Genomic DNA, 23833 nt, shown 5'->3' with positions numbered 1-23833 from the left:
AGAGTAACATATACCTCAATTTAATTTTAACATAAATTAACACAATTTTGATATCCTAACTCTAAATATAGTTAAGTTAATTTTAATATTTAGAAATAGAATTAAATAATTAATAATGGGCTTTAAGAAAAGTATGAAAAGAGTTCAAAAATGTAAAAAGTTGGAAAATAAGTTTATTTGTTAGTAGCTAGAGAGTATTACAAAAGATTAAACTAAAAAAAATTATTTGACATTTAAATTCATATAAGATATAATTTCAATAGAATTGAAATAAATAGTGTTAAGGTGGGAATATGAATGAACTTTTAAAAATAATTTCATCACCGCAACTTTTTGAAGTACTCAATTTTTTGAAAGATAATCCAGACATGAATTCAAGTGCTATTGCAAAAAGTTTAGGTTATCATACTTTTACGGTTCAAAGGTATCTTGAAGTAATGGAAAAGTTTAACATAGTAGCATTTAGAGAGGAAAAAAAGATAGGAAGGCCTTCGAAAAAGTATAGATACATTGGGGGAAAAATCACTATTGATATAAATGAAATTTTGAGTATTTTTAAACTTAAAGGAAAAAGAATAAGGGAGAGATCAGGAGATTTTAAATATAGTTATGATTTAAATAGAGAAACAATAAAGGGTGTTATTTTAAATAAGGAAAAGATTAAATTTAATGAAATTGAAGGAAAGGTTTTGTTCTTAATTCCACCAGTTAATTCAAATGGAATAACAGCTTGTGAAATATCAGAAAAAATAAACATCAACGAATTTGATGTTTTATGTGCATTAAAAAAATTTCTTTCTTTGAATTTGATTGAGGTGGTTGAATAATGATTGAAACAATATTTACACTTGTTTTTATAGTATTCTTCAGATTCGTTGTTTTAAAATTTCTAGGATATGATAGAAAAAGTGTTTTATTAAAAGATAGTGAGTTTTGGTCGGTTTTGATATTTGTAGGTATAGTGCTTTCCATATTTTTGGACAAAAGTAATTATTTGTTGTATATTCTTGTTTTATTAGGTATTTTGATGAATGTTTTTAATTATATTAGTTATAGATTAACATTTACTTCAATGCTTTCTAGAATATTTATATTTCTAATTTTGCTGTTTCCTAAATACATTTGGATAATATCTATTTTTGCAATATTTAGTATTTACAGAATGAAAAAGACGCCTATATATAATTGGATTTATAATTCTAAAGTTGCAGAGCAAATTGCAAAAACTTGTGAAAAAGGAGAATATACAGGAAAACCTATTATTGTATTTACCCCGTTTAAAAGAACTGCTATTTTTTATGGAAAAGGTTTTACAGTAAATGTAAAGGAAGATAAAGCTATTTTTAGAATTTCTCGTAAAACACATAAATTATTAGGTTCTCCAAAACTAAGTGAGTTTTGCGAAAAATTTTCTGAATACATTAGGGGGTGGTTAAATGATAAAAGCAAGGAATTTAACTAAAAAATTTGGAAGTTTTGTAGCAGTGGATAATATTGATTTAACTGTTGAAAAGGGAAAAATCTTTGGATTTCTTGGTCCAAATGGTGCAGGAAAAACAACAACTATTAGAATGTTAACTGGTTCTTTAAGGCCAACAAGCGGAGAAATTGAAATTCTTGGGCTTAATATGAAAACACATGAGCTAGAAGTAAAAAGAAGAATAGGTGTAGTACCTGATGAGCCTAGGGTTTATGATCATCTAAAAGGATATGAATATTTAGAGTTTGTAATGGACATTTATAGAGTAAATGAAAAAGAGGTAAAAGAAAGAATACAGGAATTATCTGCTGCATTTGGAGTTAATTATTTGTTTAAACAAGTTTCAGACATGTCGCATGGTATGAAGCAAAAATTGATGCTTATAAGTGTTTTGATGAGAAAACCGGAAGTAATATTTTTGGATGAACCTACAGTAGGACTTGATGCAAAAAGCGCAAAGATTTTGAAAGAACTTTTGAAAAAATACGCTTCTCAAGGTACTACGATATTTTTGACCACACATATTTTGGAAATTGCCGAAAAAATGTGTGATGAAATTGCAATAATTGATAAAGGGAAGATAATTGCTCAGGGAACCATGGAAACTTTGAGAAATGGTGAGAATAAGTCTCTTGAAGATCTATTCTTAGAACTCACAGCTCAAGAAGAAGATATAAAAAATATTGTTGAAATGTTATAAGGGGTGAAATAATGAGAGAATTTATAATTTTATTAAAGTATTTGTCCAATCCTTATATGAATACTACAAAGAGAAAAAGATCTTCTGTAAGTAAAAATTTTTCAAAGCAACTTTTAGGTTATGCAATTGGTTCTATACCCCTTGGAATATTCGTGTTTATTTTTTCAAAACAGATCTTTGAAAAACTTTATATGGCAGATCCTGCGGCTTCAAGGCTTATGTTTCTTTTTTGGGTATCGATCTTGTCATTGTTTTTCATTGTAGGATTTATAGGTCTTGCGATGTATTCTCTTTCTCGAAATGATGAGCTAGAGATTTTATTAACGATGCCAATTTCAAGAACTACTTTAACAGTATTTCAGATATTTACAGCTACAATATCTCAAATTTATGTTCTCGTCTTTTTTGTATTTGTGACATTAGCTTATTTAATTGCAACAAAAGGAAACATTCTTTTAGGAATTGTACAATTAATTGTTCACCTAGCGTTTTTACTTTTATTATCATCTACAATAGCAATATTGATTGGAGGGAAAACTTCTAAATCATTTACAAGAAGGTTTTATATGATAATTGTTCTTTTATCAATATTCTTTTATTTCTTTGTAGTTGCACTAGTCGATGTTGATGTTGCAGAATTACAGAATTTAGTGAAAATGTTTTTGTTTTCTACAAAAGAATATAATATTTTGGCATGGAGTTTTATTTCAACAAGAACTTTGATTTTTTCAATTATATCGGCTGTAATATTATTTATGTTATTTAGAATGATATCCAGCAAAATTGGTTTTGAACCTGTTCAAAGAAGTTCTAAAAAAAGATATGATATAAAAGGGACAGGTTCAATTTTAAAGGCAATAATAAGGAAAGATTTAAAAGCAACTATAAGATATGAGCAGTTTTTATACTTTGTTTTGTATCCAATAGGATTTGGTATTTTTATGATGTTTATAAACAAAGATATTTTAAGCCCTATTATGTTTACAATTCCAATTTTTACTTTTTATATAGCACTTGAAACAGGTATGCTAATGATATCGGAAATTTCAAAAATAGAATATGTATCGGTATTCCCAGTTAAGTTTTCAACTCTTGTATTTTCGAAAATAGCTATACCTGTTTTGATTAATATTGTATTGCTTTTAATAATTTTTATTGTATCAAGCATTATTTTTACTTTAAAGCCAATAATGTTATTGGGATTATTATTCGCACTTTTGTTATTTGCAATGAGTTCTATACTTGGGGCATATTTTGCGATTTCATCCTCTAATTTAAAAATTATTAATATGAATAGAATTTTTTCCGTTTCACAAACTCTTATACTTGAAGCTGTTACCATGGGCCTTGCATTTGGAACAATATTACCACTAGGTATATTTATCCAGAAGCAAAGCTTAGAATGGTGGGGTTGGTTAATAATGATTTCTTCACTAGCAACAATAGTTTTGATTTCCATCTTATTTTTCGGAAAATTAAAAAAGAAAATAGAAATTAGACTATCTTAGATAAGAACTCCCCTTTCGGAAGGGGAGTTCTTCAAGATATTAATCATTGCCTTTTTTTCCGTTAATAAATCTTACTTCGCCTTCGCTCTTTAGCGGGATGGTTTTATATTTCAGGTTATGGTGTGAAATTATCTTTCTTAACGTTTTTGTTTTCGATCTCATAACAATAGATTCTGTTATAGCAACATTTTTTGAATACTTTACTCCTCTTAATAGATCCCCATCTGTAACACCAGTAGCTGCAAATATTACATTATCACTTTTTATTAAATCGTCTGTTTTGTATACTTTTTCAAGGTCATAACCTTTTTCGATTAAATCATTCCTTTCATTTTCATCTATTGGCCAGAGTTTAATTTGTATCTCTCCGCCTAAAGATTTTAAAGCAGCAGCAGCTAAGGTAGCTTCTGGAGATCCACCAATTCCTATATAAATATCAACATAACTTTCGGGTAAGGCAGTTGCTATTGCTGCAGCTATATCTCCATCACTAATAAGTTTTATTCTTGCGCCAACTTTTCTAACTTCTTCTATTATTTCTCTGTGTCTGTCGCGGTTCAATATTACAACGGTGAGTTCTGAAATATCTATATTTAATATTGCAGCTGCAACCCTTAGGTTTTCCCTTATCGATGCATTGATATCTAATTTCCCGGCAAGTTCAGGGCCTACTGCAAGTTTGTATGAATAAAAGGTGGGTAGATATTCGATTGCTCCCCTGTCAGTGGCAGCAATCACACTGATTGCGTTTGGAAGGCCATATGCGACAAGTCTTGTACCATCTATTGGATCAACAGCAATATCTAATTCTGGGGTGTTAGGTTCCCAATTTCCAACTTGTTCTCCGATATATAGCATTGGTGCTTTGTCTTTTTCGCCCTCACCGATTATAACAACACCTTGCATGTCTATATAGTCCAACATTCCACGCATAGCATCACTTGCTAATTTATCAACCATTTCTTTGTTTCCTCTACCTAAGTATTTGCTAGCCATAAGTGCGGCTGCTTCTGTTACCCTTACAAGCTCTAGCGTAATTTCTTTTGATAGTTGACTCATCGTTACACCTCCCCACAATTTACGGAGAAATTATAACATTATGTAACTTAAAAGTAAAACTTTTTTGATGCATGTATTCTGAAAAAATTTACACTTTATCAAAGATAATTACTGTTCGAGAGTCTTTTTCGCTGTATTATAGTCTATTTCTTTCCATTCACCCAGATCTAGATTAAAGTCATTTAGATAGAGGTTTCCTATTCTAATCCTTTTTATCTTTTTATATTTAAGACCTAAGAAACTAACAATTAACTTTACTTCATGAAATTTTCCTTCTGTAATAACTAACGAGATGGTTTCATCGTCGATTTTTGTAATTTTTGCAGGTTTAAATTTGATACCATTATTGAGTGTTATACCATCTCTTGCAATTTCAATCATTTCTTTGGTTAAGTCTCCTTCTGTTTTTACAATATATTCTTTTTCCACATTTGATTTTGGTGATATTACTTTGTGGGTGAAGTTTCCATCGTTGGTTATTAAGATCAGGCCTTCTACGTCTTTATCAAGTCTACCTACTATATGTAATTCATCAAGGTAAGGATGGTCTATAAATTCGAAGATGTTTCTTTCATATTCAGATTTACTTGATGTAAATCCTGATGGTTTATTAAAGACAATATAAACATTATGATGAGGTATTACCTCAATATCATCCACAAATACCTCATCATTTTCACCTACATTAAACTCAGGTTTTGTTACAACGTTTCCATTTACTTTTACTCTTTTTTCCTTTATTAGTTTTTTAACTTGTTTTCTTGAACCAACTTTTGCATTAGACAAAAATTTATCCAGCCGCATTTTTAATCGCCTCAATTACTTTTACTACTCTATAGTTTTCTTTTACGTCATGAACTCTTATTATATCTACATTTTTCATTGCTGAATATGCTGTTATGGCTAAAGTTCCTTCAAGCCTTTCTTCAACTGGAAGGTCCAAGATCATTCCTATCATAGATTTTCTACTTGCTCCAACGAGAACAGGATATCTAAGTTTTTTGAAATCATCAATATGTTTGAGGATTAAAAGGTTATCTATTAGTCTTTTTCCAAAACCAATACCTGGGTCAATTATAATTTTTTCTACCCCGTGTTTTTTTGAAAATTCAATTCTTTCTTTTAAGAATGTAATTATTTCACCTATTGTGTCTTCGTAAAAAGGATTTTGTTGCATATTCCTTGGTGTCCCTTTCATGTGCATTAGTATTACGGGACAATCATACTTTTTTGCTATTTTTACCATGTTTTCATCGAATCTAAAAGCGCTTATGTCATTTATTATATCAGCACCTAATTTAAGACTTTCCTCTGCCACTTTTGATTTGTAGGTGTCAACTGATACGATTATTTCAAAGTTATTTTTAATAATTTCTATTGCGGGAACAACTCTGTTTAATTCTTCTTCTAAAGATACTTCTTGTGCTCCAGGCCTTGTGCTTTCACCACCAACATCTATTATTTCAGCTCCATTCTTAATCATTTGAGAGACAGTATCGATTAGCCTATCACGATCAATTCTACTTCCAGGATAAAAAGAGTCTGGAGTTACATTAATTATTCCCATTATATAAGTGTGATCAAAATTAATTTCTTTTCCATTTTTTAATAAGTATTTCATATTTTCCCTCCTCTCTAATTATATTTTACCTTTTATATTAAATTTGTACAAATTAATAAAAAGTTAGTGCATTTTTTTATATTGAGGTATAATAATAGAGTGTATTAAATTTTTTAAGGGGGAATTATATGAATTTATTAAAATTTAGCACTAACATAAAAACGGTGGAAGTATCACAACCAATTTTTCTTGAAGGAAATAATGCCATAGGTGTTTTACTTATTCATGGTTATACTGGAAGTCCTCATGATATGAAATTTTTAGCTGAAAAATTAAATAAGGAGGGCTTTACCGTTTATGTTCCAAGACTTCCTGGTCATGGCACATCAAGCGAAGATTTTTTAAAAAGCAATCACAGAGATTGGCTTAGAAGGGTCATAGACAGTTATTTTGATTTATCTGGAAAGTGTAAAGAGGTTTATGTAGCTGGTCTTTCCATGGGAGGCGTATTAACATTAATTCTTGCAAGTATTTTTAATCCAAAAAAGATTGTTAGCATTGCAGGTGCAATTTTTACTACTGAAAAAAAGATAGCGTTAACTCCATATATTTCTCTTTTTTTAAAGAAAATAAAAAGAGAAGGATATAACGGAACTTATGAAAATAAAGATTTGCAGTATCTTTCAAAAGAATATTGGTCGTACAATTGGCCACTTCAGGCAAAGTATTTGTATAAATTAATGAAAATTGCTAGAAAAAGATTAAAATATATAAATTCTGATATTTTGATTCTTGCATCAGAAAAAGATATGACGGTTCCTCTAGAAGCTGCACATTACATTTATAACAACGTTTCTTCAAAAAGTAAAGAGTTGAAAATCTTTAAAAAAACAGGACATGTAATGACAAATGATATAGAAAAAGAAGAGGTTGCAGAAACAATTATTGAATGGTTTAAAAAATAGGAGGTGGAATTATTAAACTTTTTACCGTTGGTCCTGTTGAGATGGAAGAAGAAATTTTAGATATAGGTGGAAAGCCTATACCATATTTTAGGACATCTGAATTTTCTAAAATGATGTTGGAGATAGAGGATATTTTTAAAGAGGTAATAGATGCACCTGAAGATTCAAAATTTGCACTTTTGACTGCTTCAGGAACTGGTGCTATGGAAGCAGCTGTTATGAATATTTTTTCAAACAAAGATAAAGTACTTGTGATTAACGGAGGAACTTTCGGTGATAGATTTGCTAACCTTTGTAAAATTCACCAAATTAGTTATGATGAAATTAAATTATCCTTTGGTGAAAAACTCACAAAAGATCATTTAAAAAAATTTAATGGAAAAGATTATACGGGGCTTTTAGTAAATATTCATGAAACATCTACAGGACAACTATATGATATAGAACTTTTATCAGAATTTTGCCGTCAGAATAACATGATGCTTGTTGTTGATGCAATTAGTTCTTTTTTAGCCGATGAATTTAGTATGAAAAAGTATAATGTTGATTGTGTGATTTTAAGTTCCCAAAAAGCTTTAGCTCTTGCTCCGGGGTTATCATTTTTGTTTTTAAGTGATAGGGCTTATAAAAAAGTTTTAGAAAACGAAGTTAAAAGTATGTATTTTGACTTAAAAGATTACTTTCAAAACATGGAAAGAGGACAAACACCATTTACTCCAGCCGTTTCAGTTGTTTATCAATTATATGCAAAATTAAAGAGTATAAAAGAAAATGGAATAGAAAGCTATATTTTAAAATCAAAAAGTCTTTCACAGCATTTTAGAGAAAGTGTTAAATCACTTGTAAAGATACCAGATTACCCACTTTCAAATGCACTAACGCCAATTTTAGTTGACAATGCATTTGAGATATTTTTAAGACTAAAAGAGGAAGGAATATATGTGACACCAAGTGGAGGAAAGTTAAAAGACAAGCTTCTTAGAATCGGACACATAGGTAATCTTACAAAAAAGGATAATGAAGTTTTAGTATCATATCTAGAAAGGATGGTAAGATGAAGGCTATACTTCTTGCTGCAGGAAAAGGAACAAGAATTTCTAGAAAGATATCTAATATTCCAAAATCTCTTGTAGATATAAAAGGTAAACCACTTATATTGAGAACGATTGAGATGTTGAAGCATAATAACATAGATGTTTCGGTAGTTTTAGGCTATAAAAGAGAATTATTTTTAGAAATACTTGATGAAGTTAAAATTTATTATAACCCTTTTTATTCTGTTACTAATAGTATAGCTTCACTTTGGTTTGCAAAGGATGAATTTTCTGGGAAAGAAGATATAATAGTTGCAAACGCCGATGTTTACTGGGATGAGGAAATTTTGAAAACTTTGTGTAATTCAAAAGAAGACATTTTAATGTTGTACGATTCTTCTAGAAAAGAAGAAGGTGATTATTTATTTTATGTAGAGGATAATATACTAAAAGATCATGGAAAAGAGCTTTTGCCTGAAAAAATTTCAGGAGAATATGTAGGTGTGTCTATAATAAGAAAGGAATTTCAAGAAAAGTTTAGAGAAAGATTAGAACTTTTGGTTTCTCAAGAAAAGTACAATCTTTGGTGGGAAAATGTTTTGTATTCTTTCATTAATGAGAGAAATGTTTATGTTAAAGATATTAAGGGGTTATTCTGGGGTGAAGTAGATTACATAGAAGATTACCATAGGATTATAGATCATTTTAATGAACTTGAGGTGGAAAAATGAGATATAGAGAGATTATGAAGTATTTTGATACTCCAGCTGCACCAATTTGTTACGTTTTTGTTGATAGGATAGCTTCATTTTTTGTTTGGTTCAATGTTAACTTTTTGAAGATGCATCCCAATTATATCAGTATTTTATCTGGAATTTTTACAGTGTTTTCTGTTGTTAATTTTTCAAGAGGCTTATTTATTAAAGGGGCTCTCTTTTATTTTCTTGCGTTTTTATTTGATGCTATTGATGGCCCTTCGGCAAGGGCATTAAATAAAACGTCTATGCTTGGAGTAATACTTGAAGTTTGGACAGATTCATTGAGACTTGTTGGAAGTACCGCTGGGATTTCATGGTACTTATATAAAAGTACTTTAGATGAGAAATGGTTATTAATATTATTTATATGGCTTGTTTCATTTTCAGCAGGTCTTTGGCTTTATCCTAAAGCAAAAGAAAGTTTTAAAGATTTTAAGAAAGAAAAGAAAGTAGAAGGATACTACATTTCACCTGTCCCGACCTGGATGGATTATGAAATGATGGCGTTTTTCTTTTTACCTTTGTTTGGTCAAGTTAAGTTGGGGATGTACATACTTGTGATTGGTTATTTTATTTCTTCACTTGGCATGTCCGGATATTTACTTCTTTTGGGAGGTAAAAAGAAAGAATGAAGAAAAAATTAATATTAAACGCAATAATTGCAGTTGTACTTAGTTTGGGAATAATAATTGCCATACAGTTTTTTCAAGGCGATATATCTGGATTAAAAAATATACCAACATATATATTTATTTATACGCTAGTAGGTTATATTTTAATGTACCTAATTGGAGGGCTTAGCACAAAAATATTTTTAAAGGTTCTTGGATACAAAGTAAGGTATATAGATTGTTTTGAGAATTATTTTTTTGGTAACTTTTTCTCTTACATTACGCCCCTTTATGTTGGAGGGCAGCCTTTTCAGATTTATCATCTTTCAAAATTAGGAGTTAAGAGTGAAGATGGTACAAATTTTATTTCAACTAGGTTATTTGAGACTTTTGTTGTAAATATAATTTTGGATGTTTGGATTTTTAAATATGCATTTAAAAATTTGAATTTTGGAAATGCTAGTAAAGTTATAATTTTAATTGGTTTTATAGTTCAAGTTGCATTGACTGTAGCGATTTTAATTTTCATGTTTTTCCCACAGGTTTTTCGCTTTTTAATAAAACCGCTATCAAAATTATTTAAACTGGATTTGACAAAGTTAGAAAATTGGCTTTCAAATCTAAAAGAAAGTGTTTTTAATATGTGGAATAAGAATGCATACATAGTTTTGATTGATACGGCCTTTTGGTTTGTGATAGTTTGTTTACATGCCGTACCATTTTATCTGATGTTCAAACATTTTGCACATATGGATATTTCTTTTTTGAGACTGGTGGGAATTTTATCACTTATAAACACGGTTGCATATTTTGCCCCTACTCCTGGTGCAGCAGGAGGAATTGAGGGTATGTATCAACTATCTTTAAGAGGAATAATTTCTTCGTCTATAATTTCTCGCGCTATACTTTTGTGGAGACTTTTTAGCTATTATATTCCAATATTTTTAGGACTTGTATTCATATGGCGTATTAAGGATTGGACGCAAAGATAAAATATATAACCTTCTTTTTATACAAAACAATTTTTTAGCAAATTTGATACCAAATACATTAAAATTTAAAATACTACCACCATCTTTTTACTCTTTCCTTTTTTAGAGGAACCTTTTTTAATATATAAGCACTTTCGATTTTGGCATTTTCGTATATTTTTTGTGTTGGGCGTCTTGAAATCACATTTAGTACGTTAAACACAAAGATAGTTGGAGAAACATATTTTTGTGTTTTAACAGTTGCAAATATTGGGATTGCAAGCAGTCTAAGTATACCTTCAATTACAAAGTAAATTTGTAAACCAAAAATATGATAGTTATTAATATAAAAATTGTATTTGTTAAATATTGCAGCAAAATATCCTCCTGAGAGTGACCCTATAAGTCCACCTAGGCCTCCAAAAAAACCGAATACTGCAAAATACATAGGAGATATTCTCTTTGCTGCTTCCATTGGAAGTATTAATAGTGAAAGGTTTATTGCAGCCCAACCTACCCCAGATATTACGGCATCAAGTCCCATTGCAATTGGCCAATATTTTTCATTCATTAATATCCAAACAAACGGTGTTAAAGAGACAAGAAGAATACCTGAGATCATGACAGTTTTATTTCCTAATTTATCACTCATTTTACCCCATATAAAATAAAAAAGCATGGATATAAGTGTCATTACTATGGTTGCATAACTTATATATGTCATGGGAATATGAAGGTTTTTAAGCTGGTGGTATGAGAAAAATGGTGCGGTTAATAATAAGATAAAATTCCAATACATATTTGCAAATGCTAGTTTCAAAAAGTTTTTTTCACTAAAAACTTCTTTTAATTCACTAATAGTTCCTAAACTCTTTAAAGGTGGATCATCTACGGGAATTAACGATATAAGTCCCAAAATTGTTCCTATTAACTTTATTGAGATTACATATATATAATTATATGGTTCAGGAACATTGTCTATAATATATGAAAATAGATAGAAAATTAAAAGTGTTGAAAAAGAAATTAAAACACTTCTAATACCAAAATATCTTCCCCTTTTTTCAGATGGAATTATATCTGAAACAAGTGAAGACCAAGTGTTACCTGCCAATGAAGTAAAAGCTTGTGAAATTGCAAATGTAATTATTAAAATCATTGGGGATTTTTTACCAAGCATTATTGATATGACAACAACAAACCAAAGTAGCTTGAATGAATTGAATAACATTAAAAGTCTTTTACGGTGTTTGAATTTTTCTATAATAGAAGGAGTGACTATTTGAAGTAGCTGGAATACCATAGGAAAGGCAGCTGTTATACCCAAAAGCACTTCATTAAAATTAAAAAAAAGTGCAATAGAGGTAAAAACAACTCCCTGAGTTAAAATAAAATAAAAATTTGAAAATATTCCTTCCACTATTAATAAAGACTCATTTTTGGTCATCCTTTAATAACCCCCAGAGGAATTAATTTGGCAACTTTTTTAGAAAGATTTAATCTGTCTACAATTTCAACCACTCTGTCTATTTTCTTATACGCATCTGGAGCCTCTTCTAATATTGTTTTTTTAGATTTACTTTTAACTATTATACCTCTTTTTTGAAGGTTTGAAAGTACTTGATTTAAATTAAGTTTTTTTAAAGCTTGTCTTCTCCCTAAGACTCTCCCTGCTCCGTGGGCGGTTGATGAGAATGCAAAATTTTCGTTTGTTCCTACCATTACATACGAAGCAGTTCCCATATCGCCAGGAATTAAAACAGGTTGGCCGATGGATTTATATTTTTCAGAAATATCTGGATGATATGGCCCAAAAGCTCTTGTTGCACCTTTTCTATGGACTATTACCTTTTGATTGTCATGTTTTTCAACCTTTGCAATATTGTGTGCAACATCGTATACGATTTCAACTTTTGAATATTTGGAGAAAACTTTTCTTATGTAGTGTGTAATAATCTGCCTATTAGAAAATGCATAATTTGCTGCACAATTCATCGCAGAAAAATATTTTTGTCCTAGATCACTATCAAAATAAGCGTATGCAAGTTGTTTGTCTGGGAGGTCGTTATGTAAATTTCTCATCAGCTTTATATAATCAGTTGCAATTTGGTGTCCAAAACCTCTGCTACCTGTGTGAATCATTATTACTATTTGATTTTTATAAAGCCCCAAAATATTTGCTTTTTTCTCATCATATATTTCTTCAACTTTTTGAATTTCAATAAAGTGGTTTCCAGCACCAAGTGTACCTAGTTCTTCTCTGCCTCTTTCATATGCTGTTTTAGATATGTCTTCCATACTTGCAGGAGAAATTCTTCCAAAGTCTTCAATGTATTCTAAATCTTCAGAAAGTCCATATCCCATTTCAATTGTTCTTTTAGCTCCTTCTTCTATTATTTTTTTTAAAGATTTTTTATCAAATTTTTTTGATGTTGCTCCAACTCCAACAGGTATTACATTATAGAGCTCTTTAATAGTGCTTTCTATATATTTTTTAAAGTCATTATAGTCTATTTGTGTTTTAAGCAATCTAACTCCACAGTTAATGTCAAATCCCACACCACCAGGACTTATTAAATTAGAAAAAGCAGCAACACCTCCAATTGGAAATCCATATCCCCAATGAATATCAGGCATTGCATAAGCGGCTTTCACTATAGTTGGAAGAGAAGCCACGTTTTTAAGTTGTTCAATTGCTTCGGATATTTCTAATAAGTTGTCCGTTAAAACAAAAGCATCAACTTTCATATTCCCGGTCTTTTTTATTTTATGAATATACATTCTTATCCACCCCATAACTTAATAATTTCATTTGACAGGTCAGATTCATTAATTTGACTTGTTAAGAACTCTCCTATGATTTTTGTAGGTCTATTTGAAAGAACGTATATTTTATCGGATAACATTAATGCTTCTTTTAAATCATGAGTTACAAGAATAGTAGTTATATGATTTTTATCTATTTGAGTGTTTAGATCTTTTATTAAATCCCATTTTATGTGGATATCAAGAGATGAAAATGGCTCATCAAGTAATAGTAAATCTGGTTTAATAAGTAGTGCCCTTGCAAGATTTACCCTTTGCTTCATGCCTCCGCTAAGTTTAATAGGATAATAGTCTTTAAATTCGTATAATTTTAGAGATTTAAGAATATTATCAATCTTTTTACTATCTTCAGATACAAATTTGAGATTTTCATATATTGTTTTCCAGGGAATAAGCCTTGGTTCTTGAAAGATATATCCTATTTTATCAAAATTTTTCTCAATTTTTCCTTCAACATTTTCTAGACCTGCTATTATCCTCAAAAGTGTAGTTTTACCACATCCGGAGGGTCCAAGAAGGGCAACTTTTTCTCCTTTTGAGATTGAAAGGTTTATGTTTTTAAAAATGCATAATTTACCAAAGTTTTTGGAGACGTTTTCTAATTTAAGAAGCATAATAAAATTCCTTCCTTTTTATAATGAATTTTATTAGCCTTTCTGAAGATATTCCCAGGAGTATAGCAAATATAGTTAAAGCGTATACTTTTGGAACGTTTACATATTGTCTTGCCCAAGCAATTTGAACACCAATACCTTCATTCCCTGCTAGATATTCAGAGACTATTATAACTTTCCATATGTTTCCAGAGATGACCTCTAGTGCGGTAAATAGAAACGGAATTACTGAGCCTATGTAGATATCTTTTACTATTCTTTTTTTTGGAACATTATAAACATATGCCATTTCAATTAGTTTCTTGTCAGTATTTTTGACTCCTTGAGCTATTGCAAAGGTCGTGTTTGGAAGAAGTGATAGAACAGTTATTACAATTGGTCCTTTAAAACCAATCCCCCAAACAAATATTACTAAGACAAGCCAGGATATGACAGGCACTGACTGAAAAATAGTAAAAGCAGGTCTAAAAAGTTCGTATAGCATATCAAAAATTCCCATTAAAAAGCCAAAGAAAAAACCAAGAATGATAGTAAAAGCCAATGCAATAATACCTTTGAGTACTGTTGAAAGTAGAGAAGACCATAAGGTTTTGGTTTGGACAAGATCAATAAAAACCCTCCCTACAGAAATTGGTGTAGGGAGGATGAGTTGAGAATCTATTATTATCGAAAAAATCCACCAAATAAGGATGAATAAAATTAGTCCGTATAAAAATTTCATTTTAGATAGAAACCCTCGTCAGGTACTTGTGGAATGCCTTCTGGATAAAGTTCATGCATTGTTTTTAAAAAGTTGTGAACTTCATTTTTACATTCATTAATTGGTATATATTTAAATGTTGTTCTTTCCAGTGATTTTTTTAGAATAGCAGATGGTATAGGAAGATATTTACTTGTAATTTCAAGTGCTTCATCTATGTGACTATTTGCGTAGTCAACGCTTTTTTTGAATGTTTTTTCAACATCGTTTATTACGTTTTCAAATTCTGTAATTTTACCTACTACAAATAATCCTGCAATAGGAATACCTAATGATGAATTTGATATTTTATTCCATTCTTGTTGGAAGTCAAGAACTATTTTTCCACTATCGAGACACATTGATACAAAGGGTTCTGGAAGAGCTGCATAATTTATTTTCTTTGATTTAAAAAGTGCTACAATTTCTTGAGGAGCCGCATATGCAAATTTTACGTCAACATCTGGTTTAAGGCCGTTTTGTACCAAAAGATATCTAAGTAAAACATCAACTGTCTGTCCACGGCCGTGAGCAGAATATACTGTTTTTCCTTTAAGTGAACTTAAATCTTTAAAGTCTTCGTTTGCAATTAAATAAAAAACTTTCCATTCATGTACACCAACTAATTTTATGTCTACTCCGCTTGAATATATATTTGCTGCCGTTGTAATTGGAAGTACTACAAACTTTGAATAATTTGATGATACCTTTGAGATTACTTCATCTAGATTTTTCCAAAGCTCAATTGAAATTCCAACTTCTCCTTTTACTTTTTCGCCAAGGATAGGTGCTACTGGAAAAATAGTTGGGCCAAAAGGGTTTAATAAACTGATTCCAAATTGTAAAATGCTAAAAAATAGTATAATAGTAATAACTAATTTTTTCATATACATCCCTCCCGATTAATCGTTTAAAATCTTTTTTATAACATCTTTAAATCTTTTACCCCAAAAATATTCGTTGTGCTTTCCATCTTCATCTATTCTAAAATAAATTTTAACAGAAAAATCGTTTAAAAGTTCTTTCATTTTGTTTGCAAGTATTACCATTTCTTTATCTTCAAGTTTTCCCACATCCATATAGATTTTTCCTTTTGGAGGATTATCTTTTATATATTCAAAAATTTTCCCATTTGCAAAAAACAAAGAAGGACTCATTACAATTGCACCTGAAAATATTTCTGGATATTTTGCCAAGGCATATAAAGATATTAAACCTCCCATAGATGAGCCACCAATGAAAATTTTCTCTTTATTTGTTTTAAAATTATTGTCAATAAAGGGCTTGAGCGTTTCAACGATAAATTTTATGTAGGAATCACCTTTACCACCAGCTTTAAATTTTTCATCATACCATGGGCTATACTCATAAAGTCTATCTTCTGTGTTGTATATTCCAACAACAATGATTGGTTCAATTTCTCCTTTATTAATTAACTCATCTAATGTTTCATCTATCTTCCATTCTATTCCTATAAAAGATGTTTTTTTATCAAACAGATTTTGCCCATCGTGCATATAAATTACTGGGAGGTTTTCTTTATATTTTGGTGGGATATATACAATAATATCTCTAAAATTTTTTAGTTGCGGGGAATAAAAATTTTCATATTTTATTAGTTTTCCTTTCATATCACTAAATCCTTTTACAAATAACTTTATTTTAATATTATCTTTAAATATACGTGCAATTCTGACACTTCCAATTTCAGATTTCTCTTTGCTGCCTCTATTTACTGTAAATTTTATAACCCCAGAAAGGTCAGTCTTTAGGATATATTTTCCATTTTTAAACTCGAACTTAAAATTTGGATCACCATATTTCCAACTATTAAAAGAACCAGCTAAAAATATGTCATTTTCAACTTTTTCTAAGTTTTCTATTTCAAAATATACAGTATATGAAAATATGGAAGTTGTAATAGATAAAGTCAGAACTAAGAAAAAGAGTTTTTTCAAAAGAAAAGCCTCCTTGTATATTATAACACAAAAAGGCCTCTTATAAGAGGCCTTTTGGAGCAGGCGGTGGGACTCGAACCCACACCCTCCTCCTTACCAAGGAGGCGCTCCACCTCTTGAAGCTACGCCTGCAACCTGAAAATATTTTAACAAATTAACTTTTAATTGTCAATATCTTCGTTTTCCTCATCAACTATTTCAAAGTCGGACATTTCCTCAAACATTTTTGCAACTCTGTTAAATTCATCTTTGTCTTCGATAGTATCCAGGAATACATTTCCTTCTTTGTCAACTGTTTTCTTGAATATGTAGAGTTCTCCAAAATCTGTTATTTCTTCATTTTCTACAAATATTTCTTCACAAGCCCAATAATCTGAACCTTCATTTTCGATTTCGGCTAGTAGTATAAAGTTGTGTTCGTTTCCTTCTTCATCATAAAGTGTAAAAGCCTCTAAATGTTCGTGTTCGTGCTCATGTTCGTGATGGTGATCATGCATACTTTTCAACTCTCCTCTTTAAAAATTATTCAGAACAAGTATATCATAAATAAAATTATTTGTATAGTCTAGATACCGAAGCCAAAGCTAAAACTCAAACCAAACGAGTTTGCGTTGAATGGTGAAATATCGCGAGAAATAAGTTTTAAATTAATATTTAAGTAAATAATATGAATGTCAAATTCACTTCCAATAGTGTGTACAAATGCTTTTGCCGGGTTTATATAATCAATAAAGTAATATGGGTATAGAATTTTAAAGTTTCCATTAACAAATAATCCCGCTTTCCAATTAAGATTGGTGTTATCTAAAACATAGTTTCCTCTAACACCAAGGTTTATAATTTTTCCAGAAGTTTGTAAATATCCACTTATGTTAGGAACTTTAAAGACATAAATGCTGTTTTCTTGAAAATTTTCTAGTATAGCAGTTGCTTCAAAATTCGAAGAAATATCTAAATCAGATGCTTCATATGTTAATGTAGCTAGAGTAGTAAGAGTAGCCTTGTATCTGGCATTAGATGGTTTGATTTTTACGTTATTTATGGAAAAACCGAAGTTATTCGAATTATATCCTATTGAAAGAGAAACGCCTAAGTCATTTGCATCGAGTGAGTTAATAAAGTTATTTAAATCAAAATTATCAGAAGATATTTGATCCAATGGCAAGATTGAATATATACTTGCTTTGCCGTCTAAATTAAAGTATATTTCTGCAGGAGACGATGAAGAAGTATATTTAAAATATAATGTTTGTTGTTCATTTTTTACAGGTGTATAAAGAATAGGAATATATAGATAGGGTGCAACAAAAAATTTTCCAAGATTTATTGTTAAACCCATATTTGAAAATGAATTCGCAAGCAAAAATTTATTTTTATCATCTAGTTGATATTCATATGTGTTATCTATTTCTATGTCTCTGTTGAGAATAAAATCTTTAATTTCATCTGGAATAAACAATCCTAAGTTCCCTTCGACATTAAAGAATGGAGATACTGCAAAACCCCCTAGTTTAAATGTTCCGTATGCCGAGCTGTTAAATGATGAATAAAATGAAATCTTTTTTATATTGTTTAAATTCAATATTCCTTTATTAAGTAATATATTTAAATCTTTAATGGTTAATAGATCTTGTTTAAATAGTAAATCAACATAGAAGTTAGTACCAGCAAGGTAGAAATTTTGTTCTAGGACAAGGCCAGGGTTAGTATAGTTTCCAAAAGGATTTAAAATACTTGCAAAAATTGGGATAGATATTACAAATAAGAATATTAACGTTGTTTTTTTCATAATTACATCCCTCCTTCAAATGTAACGTTTGTTGCAACTTTCAAATCTAGTATTAAATACGGTGCGATGTCAATAAGACCTTCCGAATTAAATTGTATGAATTTTTCAGTAGGCAAGTAAACAGAAATATTTGGAGAATTTATTAATTCTTTTAATTCTGCGTTTGTTAAAGAAATTGTTGGTGTGGATTTTCCAATTAAAAATTCTTTCCCATTAATTGAAGCTTTTGCTTCTAAACCAGTTGAGTTTTCCCATTTAGCAAACGTTATTGTTGCAGAGTCAATTATATTAACCAATGGAGAAATATCACTTAAATCTAATGAATCATCATTAGCACTGGTGTACAATTCGATATTTTTTGTTGGTGTTCCAGAAAGTGGTATAGATACTAATGCATCAAAGCCAAATATAGAATCTTTTGTTAAAATTCCATCACTTGTTACAAGAGATGCTGAAATAGTAATTGATGAAGCATTTCTAATTAATTGTTCAATATAGTCACCTATATTAACAGTTCCACCATTTGAAGCAATTTCAAATGTGTTGTTAGATAACGATAAAATTAGAGTTGCATCTATTGAAGTATTTGTTGCAAGGAATTTTAACGGCATATCTATATCTAGTTCAAGACTAGAAAGAATATCAGAAGCATCTATTGTTGAAAAATCAACAAGTGTAGTTTGTGGTAGTATTTCTAATTTTTGAGATTTTACGTTGAAATTATCGAGATCAAATTTTGGAACAGAGATTATCAAATCAATACCGTAAGTTTTTCCCTTTTTTATATTTCTTATTATAGGTGTTCCAGTTGCTTCTACCGAAATATTTATTTGGCTAAGAGAGTTAAAGTCAAGGGTTTTAACATTGTTGCTTATTGTGGCATTTCCTGAATCACTAAGTAGAATTTCTTTGTTTTCAAAGAAGTTTGATTGGATATTTAATTTTAAATCGGATATATTAGTTGCTGCATAGTCCATATTTATCACAATAGTTGCATCGACAGAATTTAGAAAATCTTTAACTTTAGCGGGAATTTCAAATGATAAGTTCTGTTTCGAAGAATTTAAAAATTCGTTTGAAATTTTTGCTTGTTCAATTTCAAAATCATCAGAAAGGAATCCAGCAAATGAAATTTGATTGTCTGTAATTTTTCCTGAAATTGTTTGTAAAGTTATAGTGGCCGGTAGAGAAATACCTGAGAAATCTATATATGCTATTGTTCCAGAAGATGTTATAGCATTAGTAATTGTACTGTCAAAAACACTTCCGGTTACTTGTAAATCTGAGAGACCACTAAATTCTAAATTAACAGTTCCAGTTCCAATTTTTGTTTCAATTAAATTTTCAGGGAGTTCTATAGTTTGTGTAAAGTTAATTGGATAATTTTGTATTTCTATGATCGAAGCATTTGGAACAATCGAGTAAGTAATCGGTTTTGAAATATCTAAATCTACACTACTTCCCGAGAGTGTCAATGTAGCTTCTATAGTAAGAGGAACTGTAGAGTTTATTGATTTATTTTCATCGAAAGTAACAGGGCTTCCCGAAGCAACGATCTGACTTTCGGATTTAATAATGATCTCTTTTTCTAAATTTAAATTTGTAGCGTCAATAAAAAAATCAGATAGAATATTTCCAGAAAGTTTTATTTGATACTCTTTGGTGTCAAGTGCATTTAAGGATATAGGTGTTATTGCTATCTTAGAGTTTACACTATTTATACCTGTCCCCTTATCAACTTTTAAATTGACAAGCTTTACTTCAACATTTGCTGTAGTATATGCTTCAGAACCGGTATATGTTCCAACTAATGTTATTGTTTGCCCGTTTTCCAGTGTTAAATCTGCAACAGAATCATTGTTTTTAAATTCTTTTCCAGATATTATTATTCCCAATTCAAGATCTGGATTTGTACTTGTTAAAATTACATTTCCTGCATTAAGGTGTATAGAGGAGAATTTATCTGTTTCAAAAGTAACATCAGTAGATACAGAGCTTTGAGAGCTACTTAAGGGTATAGTAATAGATAATAAAGATAAATCGTCAAAAGATATAGGATCTAAGTTAATTTCCCCGGTTATTGATGGAACATTAGGTAAAGCGAGCGTGGTTGATTGTGTGACAATATCAAAAGCTTGATCAGCTGAGAATGAAAGACTTATACTATTTTTAAAATTTTCTAAAAAGTCATTAATTTGTTGTTCAAAATCATTTAGCAGATCTTTTGGAGAGAATTCTATATTTGTGGCATATTGTAATGTCACAGGATTTCCATCAATTACATTAATGGCTTGTTCTTGCATACTATTAAATAGATCATTAGTAATGTCTTTTGTTTCGAACTTAAAAGTTGTTATTGGTAATTCTACGTGTTTTGTATACTTGACTTCAATATTTTTAGGAAGTTCATTTGGAATTTTCAATCCACATGACCAAAGTAGAAAGGTTAAAACTATGAAAAAGATAAATAGATAAATAATTCTTTTCATATAAACCACCTCCAAAAGATTAAGTTTCAAACTTTGGTTTTACAAATTTTTCCCAATACGCAACAACAAATATTAAAAGAGGAACAGCAAAAAAGGTACCGACAAGGCCAAATATCTGATTTACAATTATTATTGCAATTATCATTAAAACAGGATTTAGGTTAAGATTCATCTTCATAACATTTACAAAAATTATGAAAAGTGCAAGATGAATAGCTATAACGAAAATATTAACAATGATAAATCCTTTTAGGCCAAGCGTTAGCGAGAATAAGAACACAGGTACATATTCAAAAAAGACTCCAACAATTGGTATTAAGTTTGTTATACCTGCCCAAAATGATAATATGGCTGCAAGATCCTTAAAGTAAAACGATGACACGATATAAAAAGCTATAGCTGTTATTACAGCATTAATTACTACAACGTTTACAAAATTAGAGAGAGTAGAGTATACTTTGTCAAAGAAAGTTGCCACATCATTTCTAATATCTTTCGGAAATAGATTAGGGAATGTGTTTTTTAACCATGAAGAGTATAGTAGGATGTATATTGTAAGTAAGATAGAGTAGAATATTGTTATAAAAAATGTAGGCGTTCCTTTTGCTACGTTATTTAGCAAAGAAGTTGTCAGATCATTCAATTTTGGCCTTACCCAATTCATAACGTCATTTACTCCGCTGAGAAGTTCTGGATTATTTTCAAGATAACTTTCCCATGCTTTATTCTCAAAGACCGAATTTATAGTAGCAATAAATTCTCCAAATTGTTGAGCTACAGATGGGATTATTAATATTATACCATAAATAATTATAAAAAAATAAATTATCAATCCTAAAATTATGGAAGTTTTTGTAGAAATCTTAATAAGTTTGAAAAATTTGGCAATTAGATTCACAATCAAAACTGACATTAATGTGAAAACAAAGATATTTAGAATTGTATCAAAAATAATGCAGAAAATAAGAAAAATTAAAGCATATATTCCAACAAAAAAAGCAGCCTTTAAATCTTTATCCTTCATGTAGTATAATCCTCCTTGAAATGTTAGGTTCAAAATATTGCCTTATTTCCTCCAGGTTGCTTGTTTTTCCGAGGACAACCATCAGTTTTATCTTTGCTTTTTGGCCTATTGGATGTTCACTCATAATAGCACCTTTTTTCCTCAAGTCAGCTCCTCCACCAGCATATCCATACACAGGGTATACTCTACCTTTAAAACATCTTGAGGTAATTATTACAGGTATTTTCTTTTCTTTTACAATTTCCTCAACTGCTTCTGCTACTAATGGTGGAACGTTTCCTCTTCCAAATCCTTCAAGTATTATTCCTTTATAACCTATTTCTGCGGCATATTTTAATAATTTTCCATCATCTCCAGTAAAAGTCTTTATTAGCGCCACCTTCTCTTCTATTTTATCGACTAAAATTTTTTCCCTTGTAAGAGATTTTCTAAAGAATATGACATTATCTTCATCAACAATTCCTAAGGGGCCGTAACCTGGAGAGTCAAAAGTTGCCACGTTGCTTGTATAAGTCTTTGTTACTTCTCTAGCTGCGTGGATTTCATCATTTAAACAGACCATTACCCCCATTTGATTAGCTTGCGGAGATAAAACTGTTAATACAGAGGAATAAACATTTCTTGGACCGTCTGTTCCCAGTTCGCCAATATTTCTCATAGCTGCTGTACAAACAACAGGTTTTTCAGATTTTAGAGTCAAGTCTAAAAGATAAGAAGTTTCCTCAAGTGTGTCTGTCCCATGAGTTACTACAACACCTATAACATCGTTATCTTTTAAAATTTCATCTATAGTTCTTGAAAGTTCCCACATTTTCTGTGGAGTCATATGAGGGCTTGGTATATTCGAAAATTCTCTAACTTCAATTTTAACACCAAGGTTTTTAAGTGAAGGTATTTCACTTATTAAAGCGTTACCCTTATCGTATGGAACTACCCCCTGTTCATTTTTTACCATAGCAATTGTTCCGCCAGTTGTTAATATTACCACCTTTTTCATATATAATACCTCCTCCTTACCCTGCTACCAATAATCATTCCATATATGAAACCACCTGCGTGAGCCCAATATGCAACACCTGAACCTGTTATGTTAGATAATGTTCCATTTAAGATTTGTATAGTAAACCATACAAAAAGATAAATAAATGCGGGAATTTCAATTAAAAATGGAACAAACCATATTACCAAAGAGACAATTTTTGAATACCAAAAATTAACAAAGTATGCTCCCATAACTGCGGAAATAGCGCCTGATGCGCCTACAAGAGGGTAAGGAGAGAAAAGATTAAAGGCCATGTGGAAAAATAATGCAAATAATCCACCTGTTAAATAAAAAAGAAGGTAGTTAAAATGTCCCATCCTATCTTCAACATTATCACCAAAAATCCACAAAAACCACATATTTCCAAGTATATGTGACCAACCACCATGTACAAACATATGTGAGATAAAAGGGAAAATAGGGTTTGAATAGATTATATTTTCTATTATATTCCATTGGTAAACATACTTTATTTTATTTGTTAATACGTGAGTATATCTCAGTGGAACCACACCATAGTTAAAGAAAAATTGTTGAAGTTCAGTGTTATTAAGTATTAACTCGTATAAAAATACGGCAACGTTTATAAATATAATAGTGTATGTAATGTACGGCTTTTTTCTGCTAGGTATGGTATCATACAATGGAAACATAAATCCACCATCCTTTCATTATGGCATGCTGTTAAGCCTTATATATAGTATT

The 23833-nt window shown here is 30.2% G+C and carries 24 protein-coding genes and 1 tRNA gene; 9 read left to right on the top strand and 16 right to left on the bottom strand.

The annotated features are described in order from the left end of the window. Nucleotides 1–293: 293 nt before the first annotated feature. The 4 genes from HNP65_RS03805 to HNP65_RS03790 are packed head-to-tail and all read left to right on the top strand — an operon-like array spanning nt 294 to nt 3688. Nucleotides 294–827, top strand: a complete 534-nt coding sequence (locus tag HNP65_RS03805; protein WP_184618990.1) for a helix-turn-helix domain-containing protein — start codon at nt 294–296, stop codon at nt 825–827. After that, on the top strand, nt 827–1462 hold the full coding sequence (locus HNP65_RS03800; RefSeq protein WP_184618989.1) for a hypothetical protein: 636 nt from the start codon (nt 827–829) through the stop codon (nt 1460–1462). The genes HNP65_RS03805 and HNP65_RS03800 overlap by 1 nt, the downstream gene beginning before the upstream one ends. Next, nucleotides 1437–2180, top strand: coding sequence for an ABC transporter ATP-binding protein (locus tag HNP65_RS03795; protein ID WP_184618988.1), 744 nt, complete (start codon nt 1437–1439; stop codon nt 2178–2180). Before HNP65_RS03800 ends, HNP65_RS03795 begins: the two co-directional genes overlap by 26 nt. Before the next feature lie 11 nt (nt 2181–2191). Next, nucleotides 2192–3688: a hypothetical protein gene (locus tag HNP65_RS03790; RefSeq protein ID WP_184618987.1), complete on the top strand. Its 1497-nt coding sequence runs from the start codon at nt 2192–2194 to the stop codon at nt 3686–3688. A gap of 39 nt (nt 3689–3727) precedes the next feature. Here HNP65_RS03790 and glpX read toward each other — a convergent pair whose 3' ends face one another. From glpX to folP, 3 genes are all read right to left on the bottom strand, one after another. Next, a complete protein-coding gene (gene glpX, locus HNP65_RS03785; protein WP_184618986.1) occupies nt 3728–4747 on the bottom strand; it encodes a class II fructose-bisphosphatase in 1020 nt (339 codons plus the stop codon). Between the two features lie 108 nt (nt 4748–4855). Beyond that, on the bottom strand, nt 4856–5551 hold the full coding sequence (locus tag HNP65_RS03780; RefSeq protein WP_184618985.1) for a pseudouridine synthase: 696 nt from the start codon (nt 5549–5551) through the stop codon (nt 4856–4858). Further along, a complete protein-coding gene (gene folP / locus HNP65_RS03775) occupies nt 5538–6368 on the bottom strand; it encodes a dihydropteroate synthase (RefSeq protein ID WP_184618984.1) in 831 nt (276 codons plus the stop codon). The genes HNP65_RS03780 and folP overlap by 14 nt, the downstream gene beginning before the upstream one ends. A 128-nt stretch (nt 6369–6496) precedes the next feature. Here folP and HNP65_RS03770 point away from each other — a divergent pair, with 128 nt between their 5' ends. The 5 genes from HNP65_RS03770 to HNP65_RS03750 are packed head-to-tail and all read left to right on the top strand — an operon-like array spanning nt 6497 to nt 10668. Further along, entirely contained in the window at nt 6497–7273 is a 777-nt protein-coding gene (locus tag HNP65_RS03770) for an alpha/beta hydrolase (protein ID WP_184618983.1), read from the top strand. A gap of 41 nt (nt 7274–7314) precedes the next feature. Then, nucleotides 7315–8331 carry a pyridoxal-phosphate-dependent aminotransferase family protein gene (locus HNP65_RS03765; RefSeq protein ID WP_184618982.1) on the top strand — a complete coding sequence of 339 codons (1017 nt, stop codon included), beginning with the start codon at nt 7315–7317 and terminating at the stop codon, nt 8329–8331. Further along, nucleotides 8328–9038, top strand: coding sequence for a phosphocholine cytidylyltransferase family protein (locus HNP65_RS03760; RefSeq protein ID WP_184618981.1), 711 nt, complete (start codon nt 8328–8330; stop codon nt 9036–9038). Before HNP65_RS03765 ends, HNP65_RS03760 begins: the two co-directional genes overlap by 4 nt. Beyond that, nucleotides 9035–9697 carry a CDP-alcohol phosphatidyltransferase family protein gene (locus HNP65_RS03755; protein WP_184618980.1) on the top strand — a complete coding sequence of 221 codons (663 nt, stop codon included), beginning with the start codon at nt 9035–9037 and terminating at the stop codon, nt 9695–9697. The genes HNP65_RS03760 and HNP65_RS03755 overlap by 4 nt, the downstream gene beginning before the upstream one ends. Then, a complete protein-coding gene (locus HNP65_RS03750; protein ID WP_184618979.1) occupies nt 9694–10668 on the top strand; it encodes a lysylphosphatidylglycerol synthase transmembrane domain-containing protein in 975 nt (324 codons plus the stop codon). Before HNP65_RS03755 ends, HNP65_RS03750 begins: the two co-directional genes overlap by 4 nt. A gap of 73 nt (nt 10669–10741) precedes the next feature. Here the strand turns inward: HNP65_RS03750 and HNP65_RS03745 are convergent, their stop codons facing one another. From HNP65_RS03745 to HNP65_RS03685, 13 genes are all read right to left on the bottom strand, one after another. Beyond that, complete coding sequence (locus HNP65_RS03745; RefSeq protein WP_184618978.1) at nt 10742–12094, bottom strand: MFS transporter; 1353 nt, start codon at nt 12092–12094, stop codon at nt 10742–10744. Next, nucleotides 12091–13428 (bottom strand): RtcB family protein, encoded by a 1338-nt coding sequence (locus HNP65_RS03740; RefSeq protein WP_246348167.1) that lies wholly within the window; start codon nt 13426–13428, stop codon nt 12091–12093. The genes HNP65_RS03745 and HNP65_RS03740 overlap by 4 nt, the downstream gene beginning before the upstream one ends. A 2-nt stretch (nt 13429–13430) precedes the next feature. After that, the gene (locus tag HNP65_RS03735; protein WP_184618976.1) at nt 13431–14087 is read right to left on the bottom strand and encodes an ATP-binding cassette domain-containing protein; all 657 of its coding nucleotides are present in this window, start codon (nt 14085–14087) and stop codon (nt 13431–13433) included. Continuing rightward, nucleotides 14077–14808 carry an ABC transporter permease gene (locus HNP65_RS03730; protein ID WP_184618975.1) on the bottom strand — a complete coding sequence of 244 codons (732 nt, stop codon included), beginning with the start codon at nt 14806–14808 and terminating at the stop codon, nt 14077–14079. The genes HNP65_RS03735 and HNP65_RS03730 overlap by 11 nt, the downstream gene beginning before the upstream one ends. Then, on the bottom strand, nt 14805–15713 hold the full coding sequence (locus tag HNP65_RS03725; protein WP_184618974.1) for an ABC transporter substrate-binding protein: 909 nt from the start codon (nt 15711–15713) through the stop codon (nt 14805–14807). The genes HNP65_RS03730 and HNP65_RS03725 overlap by 4 nt, the downstream gene beginning before the upstream one ends. A gap of 15 nt (nt 15714–15728) precedes the next feature. Further along, nucleotides 15729–16784 carry an alpha/beta hydrolase gene (locus HNP65_RS03720; RefSeq protein WP_184618973.1) on the bottom strand — a complete coding sequence of 352 codons (1056 nt, stop codon included), beginning with the start codon at nt 16782–16784 and terminating at the stop codon, nt 15729–15731. Between the two features lie 55 nt (nt 16785–16839). Beyond that, nucleotides 16840–16916 (bottom strand) — tRNA-Thr (locus tag HNP65_RS03715). A 29-nt stretch (nt 16917–16945) separates the two neighbouring features. Next, entirely contained in the window at nt 16946–17281 is a 336-nt protein-coding gene (locus tag HNP65_RS03710) for a DUF1292 domain-containing protein (RefSeq protein WP_184619027.1), read from the bottom strand. Nucleotides 17282–17349: 68 nt separating this feature from the next. Then, complete coding sequence (locus tag HNP65_RS03705; protein WP_184618972.1) at nt 17350–18573, bottom strand: hypothetical protein; 1224 nt, start codon at nt 18571–18573, stop codon at nt 17350–17352. 2 nt (nt 18574–18575) lie between these two features. Further along, complete coding sequence (locus HNP65_RS03700) at nt 18576–21062, bottom strand: hypothetical protein (RefSeq protein ID WP_184618971.1); 2487 nt, start codon at nt 21060–21062, stop codon at nt 18576–18578. Between the two features lie 19 nt (nt 21063–21081). Then, on the bottom strand, nt 21082–22086 hold the full coding sequence (locus HNP65_RS03695; protein ID WP_184618970.1) for an AI-2E family transporter: 1005 nt from the start codon (nt 22084–22086) through the stop codon (nt 21082–21084). Next, nucleotides 22076–23083, bottom strand: a complete 1008-nt coding sequence (locus tag HNP65_RS03690) for an asparaginase (protein WP_184618969.1) — start codon at nt 23081–23083, stop codon at nt 22076–22078. The genes HNP65_RS03695 and HNP65_RS03690 overlap by 11 nt, the downstream gene beginning before the upstream one ends. Further along, the gene (locus HNP65_RS03685; protein WP_184618968.1) at nt 23080–23781 is read right to left on the bottom strand and encodes a rhomboid family intramembrane serine protease; all 702 of its coding nucleotides are present in this window, start codon (nt 23779–23781) and stop codon (nt 23080–23082) included. Before HNP65_RS03685 ends, HNP65_RS03690 begins: the two co-directional genes overlap by 4 nt. Nucleotides 23782–23833: the final 52 nt, after the last annotated feature.

The organism is Thermosipho japonicus (genome assembly GCF_014201655.1).
Classification (GTDB): Bacteria; Thermotogota; Thermotogae; order Thermotogales; family Fervidobacteriaceae; genus Thermosipho; species Thermosipho japonicus.
The sequence above is the reverse complement of the archived record's forward strand: the minus strand, read 5'-3'. Positions and strand labels throughout refer to the sequence as shown.

What these genes read in the sequence shown, in the direction of transcription:
- HNP65_RS03805 (WP_184618990.1), top strand. Translation starts at nt 294, where the DNA reads ATGAATGAACTTTTAAAAATAATTTCATCACCGCAACTTTTTGAAGTA.
- HNP65_RS03800 (WP_184618989.1), top strand. Translation starts at nt 827, where the DNA reads ATGATTGAAACAATATTTACACTTGTTTTTATAGTATTCTTCAGATTC.
- HNP65_RS03795 (WP_184618988.1), top strand. Translation starts at nt 1,437, where the DNA reads ATGATAAAAGCAAGGAATTTAACTAAAAAATTTGGAAGTTTTGTAGCA.
- HNP65_RS03790 (WP_184618987.1), top strand. Translation starts at nt 2,192, where the DNA reads ATGAGAGAATTTATAATTTTATTAAAGTATTTGTCCAATCCTTATATG.
- glpX (WP_184618986.1), bottom strand. Translation starts at nt 4,747, where the DNA reads ATGAGTCAACTATCAAAAGAAATTACGCTAGAGCTTGTAAGGGTAACA.
- HNP65_RS03780 (WP_184618985.1), bottom strand. Translation starts at nt 5,551, where the DNA reads ATGCGGCTGGATAAATTTTTGTCTAATGCAAAAGTTGGTTCAAGAAAA.
- folP (WP_184618984.1), bottom strand. Translation starts at nt 6,368, where the DNA reads ATGAAATACTTATTAAAAAATGGAAAAGAAATTAATTTTGATCACACT.
- HNP65_RS03770 (WP_184618983.1), top strand. Translation starts at nt 6,497, where the DNA reads ATGAATTTATTAAAATTTAGCACTAACATAAAAACGGTGGAAGTATCA.
- HNP65_RS03765 (WP_184618982.1), top strand. Translation starts at nt 7,315, where the DNA reads ATGGAAGAAGAAATTTTAGATATAGGTGGAAAGCCTATACCATATTTT.
- HNP65_RS03760 (WP_184618981.1), top strand. Translation starts at nt 8,328, where the DNA reads ATGAAGGCTATACTTCTTGCTGCAGGAAAAGGAACAAGAATTTCTAGA.
- HNP65_RS03755 (WP_184618980.1), top strand. Translation starts at nt 9,035, where the DNA reads ATGAGATATAGAGAGATTATGAAGTATTTTGATACTCCAGCTGCACCA.
- HNP65_RS03750 (WP_184618979.1), top strand. Translation starts at nt 9,694, where the DNA reads ATGAAGAAAAAATTAATATTAAACGCAATAATTGCAGTTGTACTTAGT.
- HNP65_RS03745 (WP_184618978.1), bottom strand. Translation starts at nt 12,094, where the DNA reads ATGACCAAAAATGAGTCTTTATTAATAGTGGAAGGAATATTTTCAAAT.
- HNP65_RS03740 (WP_246348167.1), bottom strand. Translation starts at nt 13,428, where the DNA reads ATGTATATTCATAAAATAAAAAAGACCGGGAATATGAAAGTTGATGCT.
- HNP65_RS03735 (WP_184618976.1), bottom strand. Translation starts at nt 14,087, where the DNA reads ATGCTTCTTAAATTAGAAAACGTCTCCAAAAACTTTGGTAAATTATGC.
- HNP65_RS03730 (WP_184618975.1), bottom strand. Translation starts at nt 14,808, where the DNA reads ATGAAATTTTTATACGGACTAATTTTATTCATCCTTATTTGGTGGATT.
- HNP65_RS03725 (WP_184618974.1), bottom strand. Translation starts at nt 15,713, where the DNA reads ATGAAAAAATTAGTTATTACTATTATACTATTTTTTAGCATTTTACAA.
- HNP65_RS03710 (WP_184619027.1), bottom strand. Translation starts at nt 17,281, where the DNA reads ATGCATGATCACCATCACGAACATGAGCACGAACACGAACATTTAGAG.
- HNP65_RS03705 (WP_184618972.1), bottom strand. Translation starts at nt 18,573, where the DNA reads ATGAAAAAAACAACGTTAATATTCTTATTTGTAATATCTATCCCAATT.
- HNP65_RS03700 (WP_184618971.1), bottom strand. Translation starts at nt 21,062, where the DNA reads ATGAAAAGAATTATTTATCTATTTATCTTTTTCATAGTTTTAACCTTT.
- HNP65_RS03695 (WP_184618970.1), bottom strand. Translation starts at nt 22,086, where the DNA reads ATGAAGGATAAAGATTTAAAGGCTGCTTTTTTTGTTGGAATATATGCT.
- HNP65_RS03690 (WP_184618969.1), bottom strand. Translation starts at nt 23,083, where the DNA reads ATGAAAAAGGTGGTAATATTAACAACTGGCGGAACAATTGCTATGGTA.
- HNP65_RS03685 (WP_184618968.1), bottom strand. Translation starts at nt 23,781, where the DNA reads ATGTTTCCATTGTATGATACCATACCTAGCAGAAAAAAGCCGTACATT.